We start from the raw sequence: 18,863 nt of genomic DNA, 5'->3' as shown, positions 1-18,863 counted from the left end.
TTTTACTCAAACCGTTTTTCTTTAAAATAAAAAATTTTATCCTGCTCTGTAATTTCACGTAATACACGGCACGGATTTCCGACTGCAATGCAGTTATCCGGAATATCTTTCGTCACGACACTACCAGCACCAATTACCACATTATTCCCAATAGTCACATTTGGCATAACGACCGAATTACCGCCAATCCAAACATTATTTCCAATAGCAATCGGCATTGCAAATTCAATACCGCTATTGCGTTTTTCTGCATCAATTGGATGAGCAGCCGTGAATAATGAGACATTAGGCGCAAACATCACATTATCGCCTATGGTAATCTTGGCGCAATCCAACATCGTACAGTTATAATTTGAATAGAAATTTTTACCCAGCGAAATGTTATAGCCATAATCACAGCGAAAAGGTAATTCAATATGAAAATCGGCTTGTTCACAACGAAAGAGTTGTTGAAATAAATCTTGTTTTTCCGCTTTTTTAGAAGGGCGTAATTGCGCTAATTCAAAGCATAAATCTCGTGCAATGCTTCGATCTTCCTTTAATTTCGGGTCTGCTGAATCATAAAGCTGCCCACTGATCATTTTTTGATATTCACTTTGCATTATCGACAAACCTCAAACTGTTCAACCATCTCCGGTTTTTGGGCTAATTCCGTTAAAACCCACTTTGCACTTTGGCGCACATTATTCACCACCGCTCTTGGCGTAATGGTCGCGCCGGTAAATTGATCAAACTGACCACCGTCTTTTTTTACTCGCCATTCGTCTTCATTTTCTAGGCTAAACTTGCGATTTGTGAAGCTGTAAATCCAATCGCTAATACGCGTTTCAATCTTATCGCCTAGCCCCGGGGTTTCTTTATGAGCAAGAGTTCGTACACCTAATACCGTACCATCGGGCTGAATTCCCATCAATAGTACAATATTACCCGAATAACCGTCAGGAGCGGTGGCTTGAATAGCGTAAGCGGTCAGATCTGAGCCTTTTTTTGCAATATAGATTTTATTTAAAAACGGAGCTTCAGGGATTTTAACCATTTTACAGCTTGCTAATAAATCATTATCAAAATGCGTTTGCGGCACAACTTCTAACAATAATTGACGTTGCTGCTCTGCCGTAACTGCATCAATTCGACTTTTAGTCAGCAGATAAACGCCGGTTGAAACTGCCGTACAGAGTAATGCAATTATCCCTAAAATGAGGGCATAGCGAGTTGTAATTACCGATGTTTTCATTATTTTCGTCCTAATTTTGTACCGTATAAGCGAGGCTGAGTATAGTGGTCGATTAACGGCACACAGATGTTTGCCAGCAAGACCGCAAACGCCACGCCGTCTGGGTAGTTGCCATAATAACGAATTAAATAAACCAACAAGCCGACCAACGCCCCGAAAATCAGTTTACCTTTTGGCGTGATTGAAGCGGTGACTGGATCGGTCGCAATAAAAAACGCACCGAACATCATCGCCCCACTAAAGAGCTGGGCTTGAGCTGTCCAACGAGCCGTGTCTGAAACTAAATCTGTCGCAAAGCTCAATAAGGCAAAAGTCCCCAACATCGCCACTGGAATTTGCCAATGAATAATGCGCTTATAAATCAATAACAAACCGCCGAGTAAAAAGGCTAAATTCACTTGTCCCCAACCGCCGACCAGTACATTTGCAAACAGTTTTTCCAGCTGAATACCCAACATAACATTATCTTTGATTGTATTCACAGCCTGTTTTGAGCCGTCTAACACCGTGGCAGACGATACGCCATCGACACTTTGAATAAGCTGATGAACGCTAAAACCATCAGTAGTCACATTGGCAAAAATCAGCGAAAAACTGTCTGCAAGCGTTGGCGGTTCACTCAACAGTACCAATGGTGGCAACCACGTGGTCATCTGCACTGGGAATGAAACCAACAGCAACGCATAGCCGATCATCGCAGGGTTAAATAAATTCTGCCCCAAACCGCCATAAACGTGCTTTGCCAACAACAGTGCCACAATCACGCCAATCACAATCACCCAATAAGGAGAATAAGGCGGAATTGCCATTGCTAAAATCAATGCGGTTAAAATTCCCGACAAATCTTCAAGATAAAAAGCGGTCGATTTATGGCGTAATTTTGCAACCGCAATTTCAATGATAACTGCTAAACCTATTGCAATACCGGCTTGAATTAACACCCCATAACCGAAGTAATACCATTGCACCACGAGTGCCGGCAACATTGCACCAATAACCCATAGCATAAAATTTGCCGTGAGGTTATTGGAATGGGTATGAGGAGAACTGATCATTTTAAACATCAAATGTTCCTTTATCGTCTAATTCGCTAAATTCTCGTTTGGGGCTTTCGCTGCTTCTTTTTTTGCCTTTGCTCGAGCGATAGCTGCAGCAACCGCCGCTTTTCTTGGATCCATTTCAACGACTTCTGTTTTTGCAACCAGCTCTTCAGAAACAACCGCTTGTTGTGCGGCTTTCTTCGCTTGCGCTCTTGCTAATGCCGCAGCAACCGCCGCTTTTCTTGGATCCGTTTCAACTGTTTCTGTTTTTGCAATCGGTTCTTCAGAAGCAAGCGCTTGTTGCGCGGCTTTTTTCGCTTTTGCTCTTGCTAATGCTGCAGCAACCGCCGCTTTTCTTGGATCCGTTTCAACTGTTTCTGTTTTTGCAATCGGTTCTTCAGAAACAACCGCTTGTTGGGCGGCTTTTTTCGCTTGTGCTCTTGCTAATGCTGCAGCAACCGCCGCTTTTCTTGGATCAGCTTCAACCGCTTCTGTTTTTGCAACCGGTTCTTCAGAAACAACCGCTTGTTGGGCGGCTTTCTTCGCTTGCGCTCTTGCTAATGCTGCTGCGACTGCGGCTTTTCTTGGATCAGCTTCAACCGCTTCTGTTTTTGCAACCGGTTCTTCAGAAACAACCGCTTGTTGCTGTTCTTCTGCTTGTTTGGCTAATCGTCTCGCCCGACGTTGCGCCATTAACTCGCTATTATCCGGCTCGCCATTGACTTTAGCGTGAACCGTAGTTTGTTCGGCATTTTCCGTTTTCTTCGCTTTTAAACGAGCTAATGCTGCTGCAACCGGATCTTCGCCCTTACTGTTTGCAACTTCTTCACGGCGTTTCTCGGCTGCTTGACTAATACGAGCCGTTCTTGCTTCTTTTTCCTTATTCAAACGGGCTTCACGGGCTTCAAAACGCTGTTTCGCCTCTTCAGCCTTTTTCGCTTTTTCATCAATTTCCGCTATTTTGGCTTTTTCTTGGCGGAAATATTGAATAAGTGGAATATAGCTTGGGCAAACATAAGCGCAAACACCGCACTCAATACACGCATCTAAGTGATATTCTTTTGATTTTTCGTGATCTTCTGAACGAGCAAACCAATATAACTGTTGTGGCAGCAACCCTACCGGACAAGCATCTGAACAGCTTGAACAGCGGATACACGCCCGTTCGTCTTCGGGCGGTGCATATTCAAAATGATCCGGGGCGATAATACAGTTGGCGGTTTTCGTTATCGGCGATTGTAATGACGGCAAAATAAAGCCGGTCATTGGTCCGCCTAAGAAAACAGGGAAGCGTTTATCGGCTTGATAATCCACTTGCTCAAGTAAATGAATAATCGGCGTACCGAGCCTTGCCCATACATTACCTTTATTCCGAATTTTATCGCCGGTTAAAGTTACAATACGCTCAATTAAAGGCTCATCGTCAATAATCGCACGTTTCACAGCTAATGCCGTCCCAACGTTATGCATCACAATGCCCATTTCGATAGTTCTTTTACCGTATGGGATTTCTAAACCTGTTAAAATTTGAACGAGCTGATCACTTGCCCCCGATGGGTATTGCGTTGGTATCGCTCGCACAAACATATCATTTGCACCTTTTAAAGCTTTTTCGACCGCTTGTATCGCTTTCGGTTTGTTATCTTCAATGGCAATCACCACTTCTTCAGGTCGTAATACGTAACGTAAAATACGGATACCTTCAATAAGCTCATCGGCATATTCCTGCATTAAGCGGTCGTCACAAGTAATATAAGGCTCACATTCAGCCCCATTGATAATCAACACTTTACAGCGTTTATCGGCAAAATGTAATTTCGAAGCAGTAGGGAAAACTGCACCACCTAAGCCGGCAATACCATAGCGGTAAACTTTTTCAACAATTTCACCGCTTGTCAGTTGTAAAAAGTCCTCAATCGGTTGACGTTCAACCCATTGATCTTTACCGTCCGTTTCAATAATCACGGTCATTTCCGGTAAACCGGACGGATGTGAAGAAACGTGTGGTTCAATTGCTACCACTTTGCCCGATGTTGGGGCGTGAACCGGTAATTGACGATAATTTTCGCCTTTAGTTAGCGCTTGCCCTTTTAAGACTTCATCGCCTACTTTTACAATGAGATCGCCAGCCCAACCTGAATGTTGGACTACCGGCACATAGAAAAATTTAGGTAAATTTAATTGGCGAATAGCCTTTTGGTTGGATTGCTTTTTATTTTCTGCCGGATGAATACCACCGGGATATTTCCACAATTTACCCGTTTCTTTATTTAGGCGGATCCGCTCCAATACTTCGTTTGGATTACTCACTTTTCCCTCCGCCAACAATCATTTTTTTCTGTAATTCTGTAGTATTGACAATCGGAATAACTAAGTTTTGATCGAATTTCCAATTCCAATTTTGTGTTGATGTTTTTGGTTTAATCATTTCAATACAATTCGTTGGGCAAGGTGCTACGCAAAGCTCGCAGCCGGTACAAAGGTCGGCAATAACTGTATGCATTGCCTTATTTGTGCCAATAATGGCATCCACAGGGCAAGCCTGAATACATTTTGTACAGCCAATACACATATCCTCGTGAATAAATGCAACCTTGGCTTCAGGGGCTTCTTCCCCGTCCATTGCCGGCACATCAACGCCCATTAAATCCGCAATTTTAACCACAAGCGGCTGCCCACCGGGAACACACTTCGTGATTTGATCGCCATTTGCAATGGCTTCGGCATAAGGACGACAACCAGGGTAGCCACATTGTCCGCATTGACTTTGAGGCAATAACGCATCAATTTGATCGACAATAGGATCAGCTTCGACTTTTAATTTAACCGAAGAATAGCCCAATACCGCCCCAAAAACTAAGGCGATAAGCGCAATAACAATTAAAATATAAACAATAATAGGTAAGTCTAACATTAGATTTTTACAAGTCCTGTGAAGCCCATAAAGGCAAGAGACATTAAACCAGCCGTAATTAAGGCAATTGAAGCACCTTGGAATGGACGAGGCACATCTGCCGCTGCCAAGCGTTCACGTAAGGCAGCAAATAACACTAACACTAGGGAAAAGCCTGCCGCTGCCCCAAAACCGTATAACACCGATTCGATCAAATTATTAGCAAGGTTTACATTTAATAATGCAACCCCCAATACAGCGCAGTTGGTGGTAATCAATGGCAAATAAATACCGAGCAAACGATATAGTGTTGGGCTGGTTTTGTGAATAATCATTTCGGTTAATTGAACGATAACGGCAATCACGAGAATAAAAACCAACGTTCGGAGAAATTGCGCCTCTAGCGGCACTAATACAAAGGTTTCAACCAAATATGCCGCTAGAGAAGCGACTGTTAAAACGAATGTTGTTGCCATTCCCATACCAATCGCAGTTTCGACTTTTTTCGACACGCCCATAAATGGACAAAGCCCTAAAAACTTCACAAGCACGAAGTTATTGATGAGTGCTGTGCTAATGATAAGCAGAATATAATCAACCATTTCCCACACCGAAATTCAAAATACTAAACTAAAATAGTGCGTATTATCCCGTTTTTTGGCTAATGGGACAATAAAAAACGTAATAAATTTAATGATGAAAGCCGCTACCTTTGTAACATTATGATCTGTTTCATAAATCAGAAACCTTCGCTCCCTCCGTTTACGGAGGGAGCCACCGAAGGCTGAGGGAGGGGAGATGTTACATTTTGTACAAGTGTTACACCATACCGAAAAATTTACAATTCTCTATCGCCTTGATTTTCCTTATCTAAAAAAATTGCAACCCTTTTTCATGCATTTTTTCTATTTTATTTTTGGAAAGAAAAACGTAACATATCAACATCTAGTGTTTAAAAATAAAAAAAACACAACATATTGTGTTTAATTTTGATATGGATCAAATTCGCTTTTTTTCAGAACAAGTCGTTTGGCAAGAGGTTCCCAACGAAACATCGCTTGCCTTTCTCATCTGCGGCTGCCCGTTAAAATGTAAAGGTTGCCATAGTGCAGAAAGCTGGAAAGCCACAAGCGGTCAAATTTTGACAGAAAATTACCTCATTCATAAACTCAAACAATATCAAGGTTTGATCAGCTGTGTCTTATTTATGGGAGGGGAATGGCACGCTGAGCAATTACTGGCTTTACTTAAATGTGCCAAAGCAGAACGCCTAAATACCTGTCTTTATACGGGGCTGGAGTATGACGAAGTGCCAACGGATTTATTGAGCGAATTGACCTATCTCAAAACAGGGCGCTGGATCGCAGAAAGAGGCGGATTAAACAGCCTCACGACCAACCAACGTTTTATTGATTTACGCACCGGCGAAAATCTTAACCATTTGTTTATCAAAGATATTATATAGCTGTTACACAAAACCTAATTTCAAGAAATTTGTGTAGGGGCGGGGTTTATCCCCGCCCGAATATCACAACTTCTTTACGGGCGAGGATAAACCTCGCCCCTACGTAAAAATTAAATGTTTGTGTAAATGCTACATAATACGTTTATAAAAGGATCTTGACACATGATTAGACTTCAACCTCAACAAGTTGCGGACAAACTTGCCTTTATTGAGCATTATATTCAAGCCCAAAATGCGGCGGACGGCTCAAAAATGGACGCCAATGCCAATGTTACCCAAAAGAACATTGCTACTATGGAAAATGAGTTGATGAAAGACTTTTTTGTGCAAATCAACCGTGCCAAAGTCAGCCAAAAAATCCGAGATTTATTTGGCGATGAGTTGGCAACAGAGTATCTCCGCCAAATTGAAGCGCATGAAATTTATGTTCACGATGAAACCAGCCTTAAACCTTATTGTGTTTCAGTAACGCTCTACCCATTTTTACGTGATGGTTTAACAAAACTTGGCGGCGAATCAAAAGCCCCGAAACATCTCGCTTCTTTTTGTGGCTCTTTTGTGAATTTAGTGTTTGCGATTAGTTCACAATTTGCCGGTGCAGTTGCCACCGTTGAATTCTTAACCTATTTTGACTACTTTGCCCGCAAAGATTTTGGCGAAAATTATTTAGAAACGCACCGCTTCGAAATCGAAAATCATCTACAACAGGTGGTTTATTCGATTAACCAACCGGCCGCCGCCCGAGGCTATCAAAGCGTGTTTTGGAATATCTCTGTATATGATAAGCACTACTTTGAAGCGATGTTTGGCAATTTTATGTTCCCTGATTTTGAACGTCCAAATTGGGAAACAACCGCTAAGCTCCAACGCTTTTTTATGAAATGGTTTAACCAAGAACGCACTAAAGCCATTCTCACATTCCCGGTGGTTACTGCCGCAATGCTGACCGAAAACGGGCAATGTAAAGATAGTGAATTTGCCGATCAAATGGCGGAAGAACTTTCGCAAGGCAATGCTTTTTTCATTTATCAATCGGATAATCCGGACTCTTTAGCTTCTTGTTGCCGATTACGTAACGAAATTTCCGATCACACCTTTTCTTACTCTTTAGGGGCGGGCGGTGTCGCAACGGGGTCAATTAATGTCATTACCCTGAATATGAACCGCTTGGTGCAAGATAAACGTGATTTAGCCGCAGAAGTAAGCAAAATTCATCAATATCAATATGCTTATCGTAAATTGATGGAAGAGTATCTCGCTGCCGGTATGTTGCCTGTTTATGATGCGGGCTTTATTTCATTGGATAAACAATTTTTAACCATTGGCATTAACGGCATGGCGGAAGCTGCCGAATCGCAAGGTTTAACGGTTGGTTATAATCCGGATTATATTGATTTTGTCCAAAGCCGTTTAAAAGTGATTTTTGAACTAAATCAGCAAGCCTCGAAAAAATACGGCATCAAATTTAATACCGAATTTGTGCCGGCAGAAAATTTGGGGGTAAAAAACGCCAAATGGGATAAAGAAGATGGCTATTTCGTCCCAAGAGAGTGCTACAACTCTTATTTTTATTTGGTTGAAGATGAGAAAACAAATACGCTAGATAAATTTCTACTGCACGGCAAAACGCTCATTGAATGGCTAGATGGTGGCTCAGCATTACATCTTAATTTAGATGAAGCCTTAAGCCAAAGCGGCTACCGCTCACTTTTAGATATTGCGGCCAAAACAGGTTGTAACTATTTTTGTATTAACGTCAAAATTACCATCTGTAATCAGTGTAATCATATTGATAAACGCACGCTTTGCCATTGTGCTAAATGTGGCTCGCAAGACATAGATTATGGTACACGCGTCATTGGTTATTTAAAACGAGTTTCTTCGTTTAGCTCAGCACGCCAAAAAGAACATCATCTGCGCTTTTACCACCGCCAAGCGGCTTAGGTCATTAAAGCATATTTTGGGCTTTATGTAGCATTCACACAGAAGAGAAATTTTAAAAGATATACGTAGGGTGGACGTAAGTCCACGGTTAAAAATAACGATCGTTATGCGTGGACTTATGTCCACCCTACGAAAACTATTTTTTTACAGACAAAATAGCACTAATGCCCAACAATCGCTAAAAACTCTTGTTCGGAAAGCACTTTCACACCAAGTTCTTGCGCTTTAGCCAGTTTTGAGCCAGCCTTTTCGCCGGCAATCAAATAATCTGTTTTACTTGAAACCGAGCCGGACACCTTACAACCAAGCCCTTGCAATAGTGCTTTTGCCTGATCTCGGGTGAGCACGCTTAATGTGCCGGTTAAAACCACATTTTTATCTTTTAATGGATTATCTGCGATCTCCACTTGCTCAATGTTCTGCCAAATAACGCCTTGTTGTATGAGATCTTCTACAACCTCAACATTGTGCGGTTCTTGCCAGAAACGAACAATACGGTTTGCGACCACTTCGCCCACATCTTGAACCTCTTGCAACTGTTCAAAAGTTGCTGCACGGATTGCATCTAAAGAACCAAAATGGTTTGCTAAGTTTAAAGCGGTTGCTTCCCCCACATCACGAATTCCGAGAGCAAATAAAAAACGAGGAAGCGTGGTATTTTTCGCTTTTTCAATGCTGTTTAATGCATTTTGTGCCGATTTTTCTCCCATACGCTCTAAACGCATTAAGATTACTTGGTCAAGCTTAAATAGGTCCGCAGGGGTGTGGACTAATTCACGTTCCATCAATTGCTCAATCAGTTTTTCGCCCACGCCGTCAATATCCATCGCCTTGCGGGAAACAAAGTGCTTCAACGCTTCTTTACGTTGTGCTTCACAAAATAAGCCACCGGTACAGCGTGCGACCGCTTCACCTTCTACTCGCACTACCGCTGAACCACAGATAGGACAAGCGGTCGGAAAAGTGATTTTTTTGGCATTTTCCGGACGGCGTTCTGCCACAATGCCAATAATTTGCGGAATCACATCACCAGCTCGGCGAATAATCACGGTATCGCCAATGGCAATGCCTAAACGCTCAATTTCATCGCCATTATGCAAAGTGGCATTACTGACCGTAACGCCTGCTACAAATACCGGCTCTAATTTGGCAACGGGAGTAATCGCTCCAGTGCGTCCCACTTGGAATTCAACATCATTTAAAACAGTCATCTCTTCTTGAGCCGGGAATTTGTAAGCAATCGCCCAACGTGGAGAACGAGAAATAAAGCCAAGCTGTTCTTGTAACGCAATATCATTAACTTTCAATACCGTGCCATCAATGTCATAGCCTAAAGTTGGACGTTTGGTCTGAATATCCGCATAGAATTTCAACAAATTTTCTCGCCCTTTCTCTAAGCGAATTTCATTGTTTACCGGAATCCCCAACGATTTCAACCATTGCAGGCGTTCAAAATGGGTACTCGGCAATTCATCATCGGAATCATAAATACCAATGCTATACGCATTTAACATCAACGGACGTTGCGCCGTAATTTTCGGATCTAACTGGCGTAGTGAACCAGCCGCCGCATTACGAGGGTTCGCAAAGGTTTTCTCGCCTTTTTCTAAGGCTTTTTGGTTTAACGCTTCAAAGCCTTTTTGCGGCATAAAGACTTCGCCACGCACCTCTAAACGAAGCGGTGGGTTATCTGTTTTTAGTTTTAGCGGAATATTACGAATGGTGCGAATATTGGCGGTAATATCTTCGCCCGTTGTGCCATCGCCGCGAGTCGCCGCCTGTGTTAAAACCCCATTTACATATAAAATACTGACCGCTAAACCGTCTAGTTTCGGCTCACAACAAAAGGCTAATGAACTCGGTGCAACGCTAATATAGCTTTCCATTCGGCGTAAAAAGCCATCAAGATCTTCATCTGAAAAGGCATTATCTAACGAAAGCATAGGCAATTCGTGGGTTACTTGGCTAAAACCATCTAACGGCTTTGCGCCAACACGTTGCGTAGGCGAGTCCGGCGTAATCAACTCGGGGTGTTGCCATTCTAAATTTTTTAGCTCATTCATCAAGCGATCGTACTCCGCATCCGGCACGAGCGGATTATCCAACACGTGGTAATGATATTCGTATTCTCGAAGTTTATTGCGTAATGTTTCAATCTCGGAAAGAGGCGTTGTTGTATCAGTTTGGGAAAATAGCGGCATAGTAAAATTCTCGATAAAAAAGCGGGATTATGTAACAAATGCATAAACCTTTTATTTGAAAAAAAGAGTAGGGACGCCACGCTGGCGTCCATAACAATTCGGCGTATGTAAAATTATCACAATATTGTAAATAATCGGCTTTTTTCGGTTATATATACCGAAACGGACGCCAGCGTGGCGTCCCTACATACTTTTTTATGCAACTGAGACATAATACCGAAATTCTCGATAAAAAAGACCGCTTACAAGCGGTCAATTTTGGTCTGTTTTTTGCAAATTAACGAAGGCGATTTAAATATTCTAAACGTGAATTTTCATCAAAAATTTCACGGCGATCATTTAACATAAACCCACCTAAAGATTGTGCCAAACGTTCTGCACTTTGCAACATCAATTTCAGATTTGCAACATCATTTCCTTCTGATGGTAAATGCATAAACATCACTAACCCGATAGTCGAAAAACGATCCATTTTTTCTAAATCGAACACGCCCGGTTGCATCATATTTGCTACGCTAAAAATAACCGGCGTTGTGTTATTACCAATATGTTGATGACGGTGGAAAATTTGATATTCGCCATATTGGAAACCCAAACCTTCCAAACATTGCGCTAAATAGTCGCCATAGAACACTTGTCCTTCCGCAGCAACAACATAAAGCATCATCATATTTGGCGGTGTTTCTACCGCTGGTTGAGCAGCCGGCTCTTCCATTCTCACTTCCACTGGTTCAGCCTGTGGTGTTGCTTCAACAAATGCCGGTGCACTTTGCTGACTATAAACTGGTGTAGAAGATTGTGCTTGATAAGGCGACACCTGAGGCTCTAATTGCACCGCTTCTTCGCCCGGGAGTTTGATTTTAATATTATTCAATGAACTTTCTACATCTTGTTGAATCTCAACAGGTGTATTCACTTCCACATCAGGCTGTGAAACATAATTTTGATCGTGATAACTTTGTGGATCAAGCGTTTTAGGCACTTCAGTTTGAGCAGCCGATTGAATTGGCGTTGAAGGTGGACGCGTTGAAAAAGTATTTGAGAAAATACGTGATTTTTCACGGCGATGAGACCAAATACTCGAACCGACCAATACGGCAATAAGCAATCCTGCTAGGATGAAAAAAAGAATATGAAGCTCCATGGTGTCCTCTTAGCTTACAATTATCTACAAAATTTAATGTTCGCTATTTGCGAAAATGGTTTGTATAGCTTACCATATTTCTTATGAAATTTTGAGTGTTTAAGGATCTTTATGTCATCTACCTTTTCAGAACCCCAAAATCAAATGGGATTAGGCTTCCATTATTTTATTTACGGCTGGCGTTTATTACTACAACGTCAATTTATGCCCTTTGTGATCTTTCCTATCATCATTAACACAGTGTTAATGATCGGGTTAGTTTGGGCATTTTTTGCCAATATCACGGGTTGGCTTGATATGCTTCTTCCCTCTTGGTTGGAATGGCTCTCTTTTGTTTTAGTTCCTCTTATATTTCTTTTACTGCTTGTGGGCTTTTATTTTGCCTTTACCACATTAGCGAACTTTGTCGCCGCTCCTTTCAATGCATTATTAGCTGAAAAAGTAGAACTGCAACTGACCAATCAACCACTTGGCGATACCTCATTCACTGGTATGCTAAAAGACGTTCCGAGAATGTTGAAACGAGAATGGCAAAAAATGATGTATAGCGTTCCTCGCCTTATTGCTATTTTCTTATTAGGATTTGTTCCGGTATTAGGGCAAACCATTGTGCCGGTCATTGCTTTTATTTTCAGTGCGTGGATGATTGCAATCCAATACTGCGACTATCCTTTTGATAACCACAAAATTAGCTTTCAACGTATGCGTAATGCGCTTGAGCAAAATAAAGTGATGAACTACACCTTTGGTTCATTAGTGAGCTTGTTTACCATGATACCTTTTGTAAACTTGGTAGTGATGCCGGTTGCAGTGTGCGGCGCAACGGCTATGTGGATCAATGAATACCGTGATTTCTTTTTAGAAAATCAGCATGGCGAATTTAGTAAAGCGGATTACACCTTCAAAAAATCGAAAGGGACATCGGTAAGTACTGAAACACGCACGGGAGATGTGGTAAAGAAATAGAAAAACACATTTTTAGTATTATTTAATAACGCCCAAAATGGGGCTCAGTAGCAAAATGTAGGGGACGCCACGCTGGCGTCCTTTTTAGGCTTGTTGTATTGATATTATTTATGGACGCTAGAGTGGTGTCCCTACTATACTGAACTAATGCAGCATAAATAAAATAGCAAAAAGGTCTAGCAAGCTAGACCTTTTTTTATCATACCTAAAAGAATTATTTTACTAAATCTTTTAATGCTTTACCTGCAACGAATGCTGGGATTTTTGCAGCTGCAATTTTGATTTCTTCACCAGTACGTGGGTTACGACCAGTACGAGCAGCACGCTCATTTACTTTGAATGTACCAAAACCGATTAATTGAACGGTATCGCCTGCTTTTAAGCTTTCAGATACTGCTTCTAATGTTGCTTCTAAAGCTGCTTTTGCATCTTTTTTGCTTAATTCTGCTTTTGCTGCGATAGCATCGATTAATTCACTTTTATTCATAGTTAAAATCCTCTAGGGTTTGTCTTTGAAATAATAACGCTTCATGCGTTAGTATGGTTGAAATAACTGGTGTGTAGCTTAATTCAAACTTTGTATTTCTCAAAGAGGTAAAAGCTATTTTTATGCAAAAAAATTGCTTTACTGATTAAAATTTACACCAATGTTGCTAATGCCGGTACTTCTAATCTCATTTTTTAGATCAAGAATAAGCTGTGTATCACGTTCTTCACACTCATTGAGTAATCGATAAATTTGCCATTGAATATCTAATTCTTCCTGAATTTCAGTGGAATTTTTCAGTTCTTGTTCGTTGAGTTCATGTTCAACTTGAAGTTCTAAATAGCTTGCAACTGTTGAAAGTGATATTTGGCTGATACGAATTGCTTGTTCCAATGTTGAGCCTGCAATAATACTGTGTAACAGTTCAGAGAGCGCTTCACAGGCCTCTTGAGCCGGAAGTACGCCAAAAAATTCATAGTCATTGACATCAGGTATAATTGCTTCTAATTTCTCTAGCTGATTATCGAAATTAATTTTAGCCCCTTTGATGGTTAAATGTTCCCAAACCAAATTTAATATATTTTGGTAGGTTTTGGCGAATTCATCTTGTTCTGTAACTTGACAAAAGAGTTGATAATTTGGATACATTCTTTCACAAAGGCAAGCCATAAAAGTTAAATGTTGCCAAGGTTCAAAACGTTCCATGCGTTTATGGATAGGGTTACGCATATAAGCTCCTTTTTAAGTGAATATGGCTTGTTATGGATAACAAGCCATTGTTTTTATTTATGATACGCTTTAGAAAGCTCATGGATAGCATCAACAAAGATTTTTGGGCTTTCTACCGGAACATCTTGATGAATTCCGTGACCTAAGTTAAATACATGTCCGGAACCGTTTCCGAAGCCGGCAAGAATGTGTGAAACTTCTTGTTCAATTCTGTCTGCATTTGCATAAAGCACGCTTGGATCCATATTTCCTTGAAGGGCAACTTTATGTCCTACTCGGCGGCGAGCGTCAGCAATATCAACCGTCCAGTCTAGACCTACGGCATCACAGCCTGTTGCTGCAATCGTTTCAAGCCATAAACCACCGCCTTTCGTAAATAAAGTGACAGGGACTTTTCTGCCTTCATTTTCACGAATTAAGCCATCTACAATTTTATGCATGTAGTGTAGAGAGAAGGTTTTGTAATCTTGGTGAGCTAATACGCCGCCCCAAGTATCGAAAATCATAACTGCCTGTGCACCGGCTTTAATTTGTGCGTTTAGATATAAAATGACGCTATCTGCCAATTTATCTAATAAAGCATGTAAGATGTGTGGTTCGGCATACATCATTTTCTTAATTTTAGTAAAGGCTTTGCTTGAACCGCCTTCAACCATATAAGTTGCTAATGTCCATGGGCTACCAGAAAATCCAATTAGTGGTACTTCGCCTTTCAGCTCTCGGCGGATTGTCCGAACGGCATTCATGACGTATTGCAACTCGCCTTCAGGATCCGGAATGGGTAGATTTTGCACTTGTGTAAGATTTTCAATAGGACGTGCAAATTTAGGACCTTCGCCAGCACCAAAACTTAGCCCTAATCCCATGGCATCTGGAATAGTGAGAATATCAGAAAAGAGAATAGCTGCATCTAAATCATAGCGACGTAAAGGTTGTAGCGTGACTTCACAGGCTAAGTCAGCATTACGGCATAAAGACATAAAATCCCCTGCTTCGGCACGGGTTGCTTTATATTCGGGTAGATAACGACCAGCTTGTCGCATCATCCAAACTGGGGTCATATCAACGGGTTCACGTAATAATGCTCTTAAATAGCGATCATTTTTTAATTGAGTCATGAAGTTTTCCTTTCTCGATCTTATCGACTAAATTTAGTGTAAATTATTTTTTTCTGTTGTTTGTGTGGAAAGCGAAAAGTGGCTATGCAAAAAGAGTGCTAATACTCTTAGGTATTCGACAACTTCTTCGCCCGCTTCAATAAGCTCTTCATTTTTATCATCTTCGTGATAGCCTAGCTTTGAGATTTCTTCTAAATCATCAATCGCTTCTCCGACCTCATCGGTTTCTTCATTGAATTTGGGTTGCGCTAATCCTAATCCTAAAATAAATTGGCTTGTCCATTCTGCAATCGCATCTGCTAAAGCAAAACCATCATTTTCGTTTTCAGGAAGCCATAAATTAAACTGGGTATTGGCTTCAGCGTAACAAGCGGTTAGATTTTGGTAAAATTTTTCCAATGCTTGTAAAGGTGTTTGTGAAAATGCATGCCCATCATTGGTAAATTGATAGGTTAATGTTTTCCATGATTCATCTTGGATTCCGCCTGCAATGAGCCCACTTAAAAAGCCGTGAAATTCTGCAGGAGTAAGGTCGATCTGTAATTCTGTAATTAATTGTTTAAACTCGTTTAACGTCTTCATGAATAGCGATTTTATGTTCTTTTCATCAAATAAAAGTGGGTGCATAATAACAAAAAATCTTAAACTTAGGGATAAAAATCCTTAAATTAAAGTGATTACGATGGAGAGGCTAAGAGAAAACATTAGCACTAGTGGTGCATTCGAGGATTTTTATTGGTGATCAGGCTAAAAAATGGCATAATACTTAAAAAATTTATAAGTTAATAAGGATTTTTCGACTATGTCGTCAAATAATATTGAGATACAGATATTTGGACAAATTTTGCGTTTACATTGTCCGCCAGATCAACAGGAAAATTTACTTGCTTCGGCACAACGTTTAGAAGAGCGAGTAGCAGTATTGAAAGATCAATCTGGTATTATTCAACTTGAAAAAGTGTTAGCCATTGTTGCGCTAAACCTTAACTATGAATTAGAACTCGAAAAACAGAAAAACGAAAATAATAAAGCGGTGCTTGAAAATTGTATTCAACAATTAGATAGCTCTTTGACTAAATTACTTTCAACCGGAACAATTTCTGTCGAGTAGTCGCATAAAAGCTGATCGAACGCAAAATTTATTGTGTTTTAAGCTAGGAAAAAACATAAAATTCCGTTATATTTAACTTGTCTGGGGTGTGCGTTGTTAGTTACGTCCCTGAGCCGATAATTTAAAACTTTGAGTTGGATATTCAGTTGCCGGTGAGCAGGCTTACCTTGAGTAAGAAGCCTAAAGGCAAATACATTCGACTCCCTTGAACCGTTAGGTTCAAGGACCATTATTGATGACGGCACTTCGGACACCTTTCATCATGCTTATGCTATCAACTTCAAATCAGGCGTTACGCCAACAAATTCGTAAACAGATCTTAGATATACGTTCTCAACTTTCTGAGCAACAACAAGAAAACGCTTCACAACATATTATACAACCCGCATTACAATGGATTGAACATTATCAAGCCGAACATCTTGCGTTTTATTTGCCATTTAATCATGAAATTTCACCGCTTGTCTTGATGGAAAAACTGAAAAGCCTAGGAAAGTCTATTTATTTACCGGTTATTCATCCTTTCACTCGGGGCAATTTATTATTCTTTAAATATGACGAAGATACGGTTATGCAAACACATCGATTTGGTATGTTGCAACCTAAATTAGATGTCAGAAAACTTATTCCTCTCACGGAATTAGATATTATTTTTACGCCTTTAGTAGCTTGTGATAAAAACAATGGTAGATTGGGCTATGGAGGTGGTTTTTATGATCGCACCTTGATTCAAGCGAAAAAAGCAAAAAGTATTGGTTTAGCTCATCGTTGCCAATATGTAGATAATCTGCCCTTAGAAGCATGGGATATCCCTTTAGATCATATTATTCTGGGTTAAAATAAGAAAAAATTGAGATAAAAAACGTGTTTTTATTGATATTTTGGAAAAATTAGGTAATCTTCTTTACTTTATTGATTTTGTTAAGGACTGAGAATGTTTGGCTTAGAACCAACCATAGTAACCTTCCTCGTATATATTCTGGGAATGATTTTAATCGGCTTTATTGCCTATCGGGTAACGAATAACCTTTCTGACTACATTTTAGGTGGCCGTCGTTTAGGAAGTTTTGTCACGGCGCTATCTGCCGGTGCATCGGATATGTCCGGTTGGCTTTTAATGGGATTACCCGGTGCCATTTATGCAGGTGGATTAATTGAAGGTTGGTTGGCTATCGGTTTAACTATCGGTGCTTATTTAAACTGGAAATTGGTTGCAGGGCGTTTACGTTCGCATACGGAACACTGCGGTGATGCTTTAACATTACCGGAGTATTTCCATAATCGCTTTAACGATAAAACACGAATTATTAAGATTTTATCCGCTATCATTTTCTTATTATTCTTTGCCGTTTATTGTGCTTCTGGTGTGGTAGCCGGTGCTCGTGTTTTTGAAAATCTATTTGGTGTGCCTTATGCCAATGCGATTTGGTATGGCGCAATTGCTACGATTCTTTATACCTTTATCGGTGGCTTTCTTGCCGTAAGTTGGACCGATACTATTCAAGCAACTTTGATGGTTTTTGCACTGATTCTGACGCCCGTTTTTGTTTTAATCAATATCGGTGGTTTTGAAGCAATGCAAGAAGCAATTACACAAGCTGAAATACTTGCGAATAAAAATTATAATGATATTTTTACCGGTACAACGGTACTCGGTGTTTTGAGCTTGCTTGCATGGGGGCTTGGCTATTTTGGACAACCTCATATCGTTGTACGTTTTATGGCAGCAGAAAGCGTTAAATCATTAGAAAATGCTCGTCGTATCAGTATGACTTGGATGGTTATTTGTTTAGCCGGTGCTATTGGTATTGGTTATTTTGGTATGGCTTATTTCTTTGCTAGACCAGAGCAAGCGAGTGTGGTTAATGCAAATCACGAACAAATTTTTATTGAATTAGCAAAATTATTATTTAATCCATGGATTGCTGGGGTGTTACTTTCAGCGATTCTTGCTGCTGTAATGAGTACACTTTCAGCACAATTACTCATTTGCTCCAGTGCAATTACGGAGGACCTTTACAAAGGTATTCTTCGTCCACAAGCAAGCGATAAAGAGTTGGTATGGTTGAGCCGCTTAATGGTTCTCGCTGTTGCGGCATTAGCAATTTATATTGCACAAGATCCAAATAGCCAGGTCTTCGGGCTGGTAAAAGATGCATGGGCTGGTTTTGGTTCTGCTTTTGGTCCGGTTGTTCTTTTATCGCTGTTCTGGAAAAGAATGAATGGGTTTGGTGCGATTGCCGGTATGTTAGTGGGGGCTCTGGTTGTTTATTTCTGGAAAGATATTACTTTATCACTTTCTCTTCCTGAAATGTATTCCATGATTCCGGGCTTTATCAGTGCGATGATTGCGATAGTTGTTATTTCCCTTGTAACACCTTCGCCAAGTCAAGCGGTAATGGAAACATTTGAATTAGCAGATAAAGCTTATCGAGCGGAATTACAATAAGATCTTATCAATCCCTTTAGCTGAAAATGTTAAAGGGATTTTTCATTTTTCCATTCAAAGATGGCGAGAATTCACGTATAAT

General features: G+C 40.5%; 18 protein-coding genes and 1 other RNA gene. 7 read left to right on the top strand and 12 right to left on the bottom strand.

Annotated features, from left to right (window positions below):
- Window positions 1–2 precede the first annotated feature (2 nt).
- The 6 genes from DDU33_RS10560 to rsxA all read right to left on the bottom strand — a co-directional run bounded on the left by DDU33_RS10560 (window position 3) and on the right by rsxA (window position 5,769).
- On the bottom strand, window positions 3–602 hold the full coding sequence (locus DDU33_RS10560) for a sugar O-acetyltransferase (protein ID WP_108925117.1): 600 nt from the start codon (window positions 600–602) through the stop codon (window positions 3–5).
- Window positions 602–1,234 (bottom strand): electron transport complex subunit RsxG, encoded by a 633-nt coding sequence (gene rsxG / locus DDU33_RS10555; RefSeq protein ID WP_108925115.1) that lies wholly within the window; start codon window positions 1,232–1,234, stop codon window positions 602–604. The genes DDU33_RS10560 and rsxG overlap by 1 nt, the downstream gene beginning before the upstream one ends.
- Window positions 1,234–2,241 carry an electron transport complex subunit RsxD gene (gene rsxD, locus DDU33_RS10550; RefSeq protein ID WP_420807421.1) on the bottom strand — a complete coding sequence of 336 codons (1,008 nt, stop codon included), beginning with the start codon at window positions 2,239–2,241 and terminating at the stop codon, window positions 1,234–1,236. The genes rsxG and rsxD overlap by 1 nt, the downstream gene beginning before the upstream one ends.
- A gap of 75 nt (window positions 2,242–2,316) precedes the next feature.
- The gene (rsxC, locus tag DDU33_RS10545; RefSeq protein WP_108925111.1) at window positions 2,317–4,584 is read right to left on the bottom strand and encodes an electron transport complex subunit RsxC; all 2,268 of its coding nucleotides are present in this window, start codon (window positions 4,582–4,584) and stop codon (window positions 2,317–2,319) included.
- Window positions 4,577–5,188, bottom strand: a complete 612-nt coding sequence (rsxB, locus tag DDU33_RS10540; RefSeq protein WP_108925109.1) for an electron transport complex subunit RsxB — start codon at window positions 5,186–5,188, stop codon at window positions 4,577–4,579. Before rsxB ends, rsxC begins: the two co-directional genes overlap by 8 nt.
- Window positions 5,188–5,769: an electron transport complex subunit RsxA gene (gene rsxA / locus DDU33_RS10535; RefSeq protein WP_005818215.1), complete on the bottom strand. Its 582-nt coding sequence runs from the start codon at window positions 5,767–5,769 to the stop codon at window positions 5,188–5,190. Before rsxA ends, rsxB begins: the two co-directional genes overlap by 1 nt.
- A 392-nt stretch (window positions 5,770–6,161) precedes the next feature.
- Here rsxA and nrdG point away from each other — a divergent pair, with 392 nt between their 5' ends.
- Together nrdG and nrdD are read left to right on the top strand one after the other, a co-directional pair.
- Window positions 6,162–6,632: an anaerobic ribonucleoside-triphosphate reductase activating protein gene (gene nrdG, locus DDU33_RS10525; RefSeq protein ID WP_108925322.1), complete on the top strand. Its 471-nt coding sequence runs from the start codon at window positions 6,162–6,164 to the stop codon at window positions 6,630–6,632.
- 162 nt (window positions 6,633–6,794) lie between these two features.
- A complete protein-coding gene (gene nrdD, locus DDU33_RS10520; protein WP_108925105.1) occupies window positions 6,795–8,576 on the top strand; it encodes an anaerobic ribonucleoside-triphosphate reductase in 1,782 nt (593 codons plus the stop codon).
- Window positions 8,577–8,737: 161 nt separating this feature from the next.
- On the opposite strand, the gene ligA is transcribed toward nrdD, so the two are convergent.
- Window positions 8,738–10,777, bottom strand: a complete 2,040-nt coding sequence (gene ligA / locus DDU33_RS10515; protein ID WP_108925103.1) for an NAD-dependent DNA ligase LigA — start codon at window positions 10,775–10,777, stop codon at window positions 8,738–8,740.
- A 277-nt stretch (window positions 10,778–11,054) separates the two neighbouring features.
- Window positions 11,055–11,921, bottom strand: a complete 867-nt coding sequence (zipA, locus tag DDU33_RS10510) for a cell division protein ZipA (protein WP_108925101.1) — start codon at window positions 11,919–11,921, stop codon at window positions 11,055–11,057.
- A 111-nt stretch (window positions 11,922–12,032) separates the two neighbouring features.
- Here zipA and cysZ point away from each other — a divergent pair, with 111 nt between their 5' ends.
- Window positions 12,033–12,887, top strand: a complete 855-nt coding sequence (gene cysZ, locus DDU33_RS10505; protein WP_108925099.1) for a sulfate transporter CysZ — start codon at window positions 12,033–12,035, stop codon at window positions 12,885–12,887.
- A gap of 214 nt (window positions 12,888–13,101) precedes the next feature.
- Here the strand turns inward: cysZ and DDU33_RS10500 are convergent, their stop codons facing one another.
- From DDU33_RS10500 to DDU33_RS10485, 4 genes are all read right to left on the bottom strand, one after another.
- The gene (locus DDU33_RS10500; RefSeq protein WP_005819506.1) at window positions 13,102–13,374 is read right to left on the bottom strand and encodes an HU family DNA-binding protein; all 273 of its coding nucleotides are present in this window, start codon (window positions 13,372–13,374) and stop codon (window positions 13,102–13,104) included.
- Between the two features lie 138 nt (window positions 13,375–13,512).
- Entirely contained in the window at window positions 13,513–14,103 is a 591-nt protein-coding gene (locus tag DDU33_RS10495) for a YjaG family protein (RefSeq protein WP_108925097.1), read from the bottom strand.
- A 53-nt stretch (window positions 14,104–14,156) separates the two neighbouring features.
- The gene (gene hemE / locus DDU33_RS10490; RefSeq protein ID WP_108925095.1) at window positions 14,157–15,221 is read right to left on the bottom strand and encodes a uroporphyrinogen decarboxylase; all 1,065 of its coding nucleotides are present in this window, start codon (window positions 15,219–15,221) and stop codon (window positions 14,157–14,159) included.
- Between the two features lie 33 nt (window positions 15,222–15,254).
- Window positions 15,255–15,803, bottom strand: a complete 549-nt coding sequence (locus DDU33_RS10485) for a UPF0149 family protein (RefSeq protein WP_005823035.1) — start codon at window positions 15,801–15,803, stop codon at window positions 15,255–15,257.
- Between the two features lie 220 nt (window positions 15,804–16,023).
- Between DDU33_RS10485 and DDU33_RS10480 the strand changes: the two genes are divergently transcribed.
- The 4 genes from DDU33_RS10480 (at window position 16,024) to putP (ending at window position 18,781) form a co-directional block, all read left to right on the top strand.
- Window positions 16,024–16,332, top strand: a complete 309-nt coding sequence (locus DDU33_RS10480) for a cell division protein ZapA (protein WP_108925093.1) — start codon at window positions 16,024–16,026, stop codon at window positions 16,330–16,332.
- A 75-nt stretch (window positions 16,333–16,407) separates the two neighbouring features.
- Window positions 16,408–16,589: non-coding RNA, 6S RNA (ssrS, locus tag DDU33_RS10475), on the top strand.
- Between the two features lie 11 nt (window positions 16,590–16,600).
- A complete protein-coding gene (locus tag DDU33_RS10470) occupies window positions 16,601–17,170 on the top strand; it encodes a 5-formyltetrahydrofolate cyclo-ligase (protein ID WP_035293817.1) in 570 nt (189 codons plus the stop codon).
- 96 nt (window positions 17,171–17,266) lie between these two features.
- Window positions 17,267–18,781, top strand: a complete 1,515-nt coding sequence (gene putP / locus DDU33_RS10465) for a sodium/proline symporter PutP (protein ID WP_005819512.1) — start codon at window positions 17,267–17,269, stop codon at window positions 18,779–18,781.
- Window positions 18,782–18,863: the final 82 nt, after the last annotated feature.

It is taken from the genome of Actinobacillus porcitonsillarum, from assembly GCF_003101015.1.
In the GTDB taxonomy this organism is placed as follows: Bacteria; Pseudomonadota; Gammaproteobacteria; order Enterobacterales; family Pasteurellaceae; genus Haemophilus_A; species Haemophilus_A porcitonsillarum.
The sequence above is the reverse complement of the archived record's forward strand: the minus strand, read 5'-3'. Positions and strand labels throughout refer to the sequence as shown.

Bases quoted from the DNA above. Each gene is read 5' to 3' on its own strand.
- hemE (WP_108925095.1), bottom strand. From the start codon at position 15,221: ATGACTCAATTAAAAAATGATCGCTATTTAAGAGCATTATTACGTGAA.
- DDU33_RS10560 (WP_108925117.1), bottom strand. From the start codon at position 602: ATGCAAAGTGAATATCAAAAAATGATCAGTGGGCAGCTTTATGATTCA.
- rsxA (WP_005818215.1), bottom strand. From the start codon at position 5,769: ATGGTTGATTATATTCTGCTTATCATTAGCACAGCACTCATCAATAAC.
- DDU33_RS10480 (WP_108925093.1), top strand. From the start codon at position 16,024: ATGTCGTCAAATAATATTGAGATACAGATATTTGGACAAATTTTGCGT.
- putP (WP_005819512.1), top strand. From the start codon at position 17,267: ATGTTTGGCTTAGAACCAACCATAGTAACCTTCCTCGTATATATTCTG.
- DDU33_RS10500 (WP_005819506.1), bottom strand. From the start codon at position 13,374: ATGAATAAAAGTGAATTAATCGATGCTATCGCAGCAAAAGCAGAATTA.
- nrdG (WP_108925322.1), top strand. From the start codon at position 6,162: ATGGATCAAATTCGCTTTTTTTCAGAACAAGTCGTTTGGCAAGAGGTT.
- zipA (WP_108925101.1), bottom strand. From the start codon at position 11,921: ATGGAGCTTCATATTCTTTTTTTCATCCTAGCAGGATTGCTTATTGCC.
- nrdD (WP_108925105.1), top strand. From the start codon at position 6,795: ATGATTAGACTTCAACCTCAACAAGTTGCGGACAAACTTGCCTTTATT.
- DDU33_RS10485 (WP_005823035.1), bottom strand. From the start codon at position 15,803: ATGAAGACGTTAAACGAGTTTAAACAATTAATTACAGAATTACAGATC.
- DDU33_RS10495 (WP_108925097.1), bottom strand. From the start codon at position 14,103: ATGCGTAACCCTATCCATAAACGCATGGAACGTTTTGAACCTTGGCAA.
- cysZ (WP_108925099.1), top strand. From the start codon at position 12,033: ATGTCATCTACCTTTTCAGAACCCCAAAATCAAATGGGATTAGGCTTC.
- ligA (WP_108925103.1), bottom strand. From the start codon at position 10,777: ATGCCGCTATTTTCCCAAACTGATACAACAACGCCTCTTTCCGAGATT.
- DDU33_RS10470 (WP_035293817.1), top strand. From the start codon at position 16,601: ATGCTATCAACTTCAAATCAGGCGTTACGCCAACAAATTCGTAAACAG.
- rsxB (WP_108925109.1), bottom strand. From the start codon at position 5,188: ATGTTAGACTTACCTATTATTGTTTATATTTTAATTGTTATTGCGCTT.
- rsxD (WP_420807421.1), bottom strand. From the start codon at position 2,241: ATGCTATGGGTTATTGGTGCAATGTTGCCGGCACTCGTGGTGCAATGG.
- rsxG (WP_108925115.1), bottom strand. From the start codon at position 1,234: ATGAAAACATCGGTAATTACAACTCGCTATGCCCTCATTTTAGGGATA.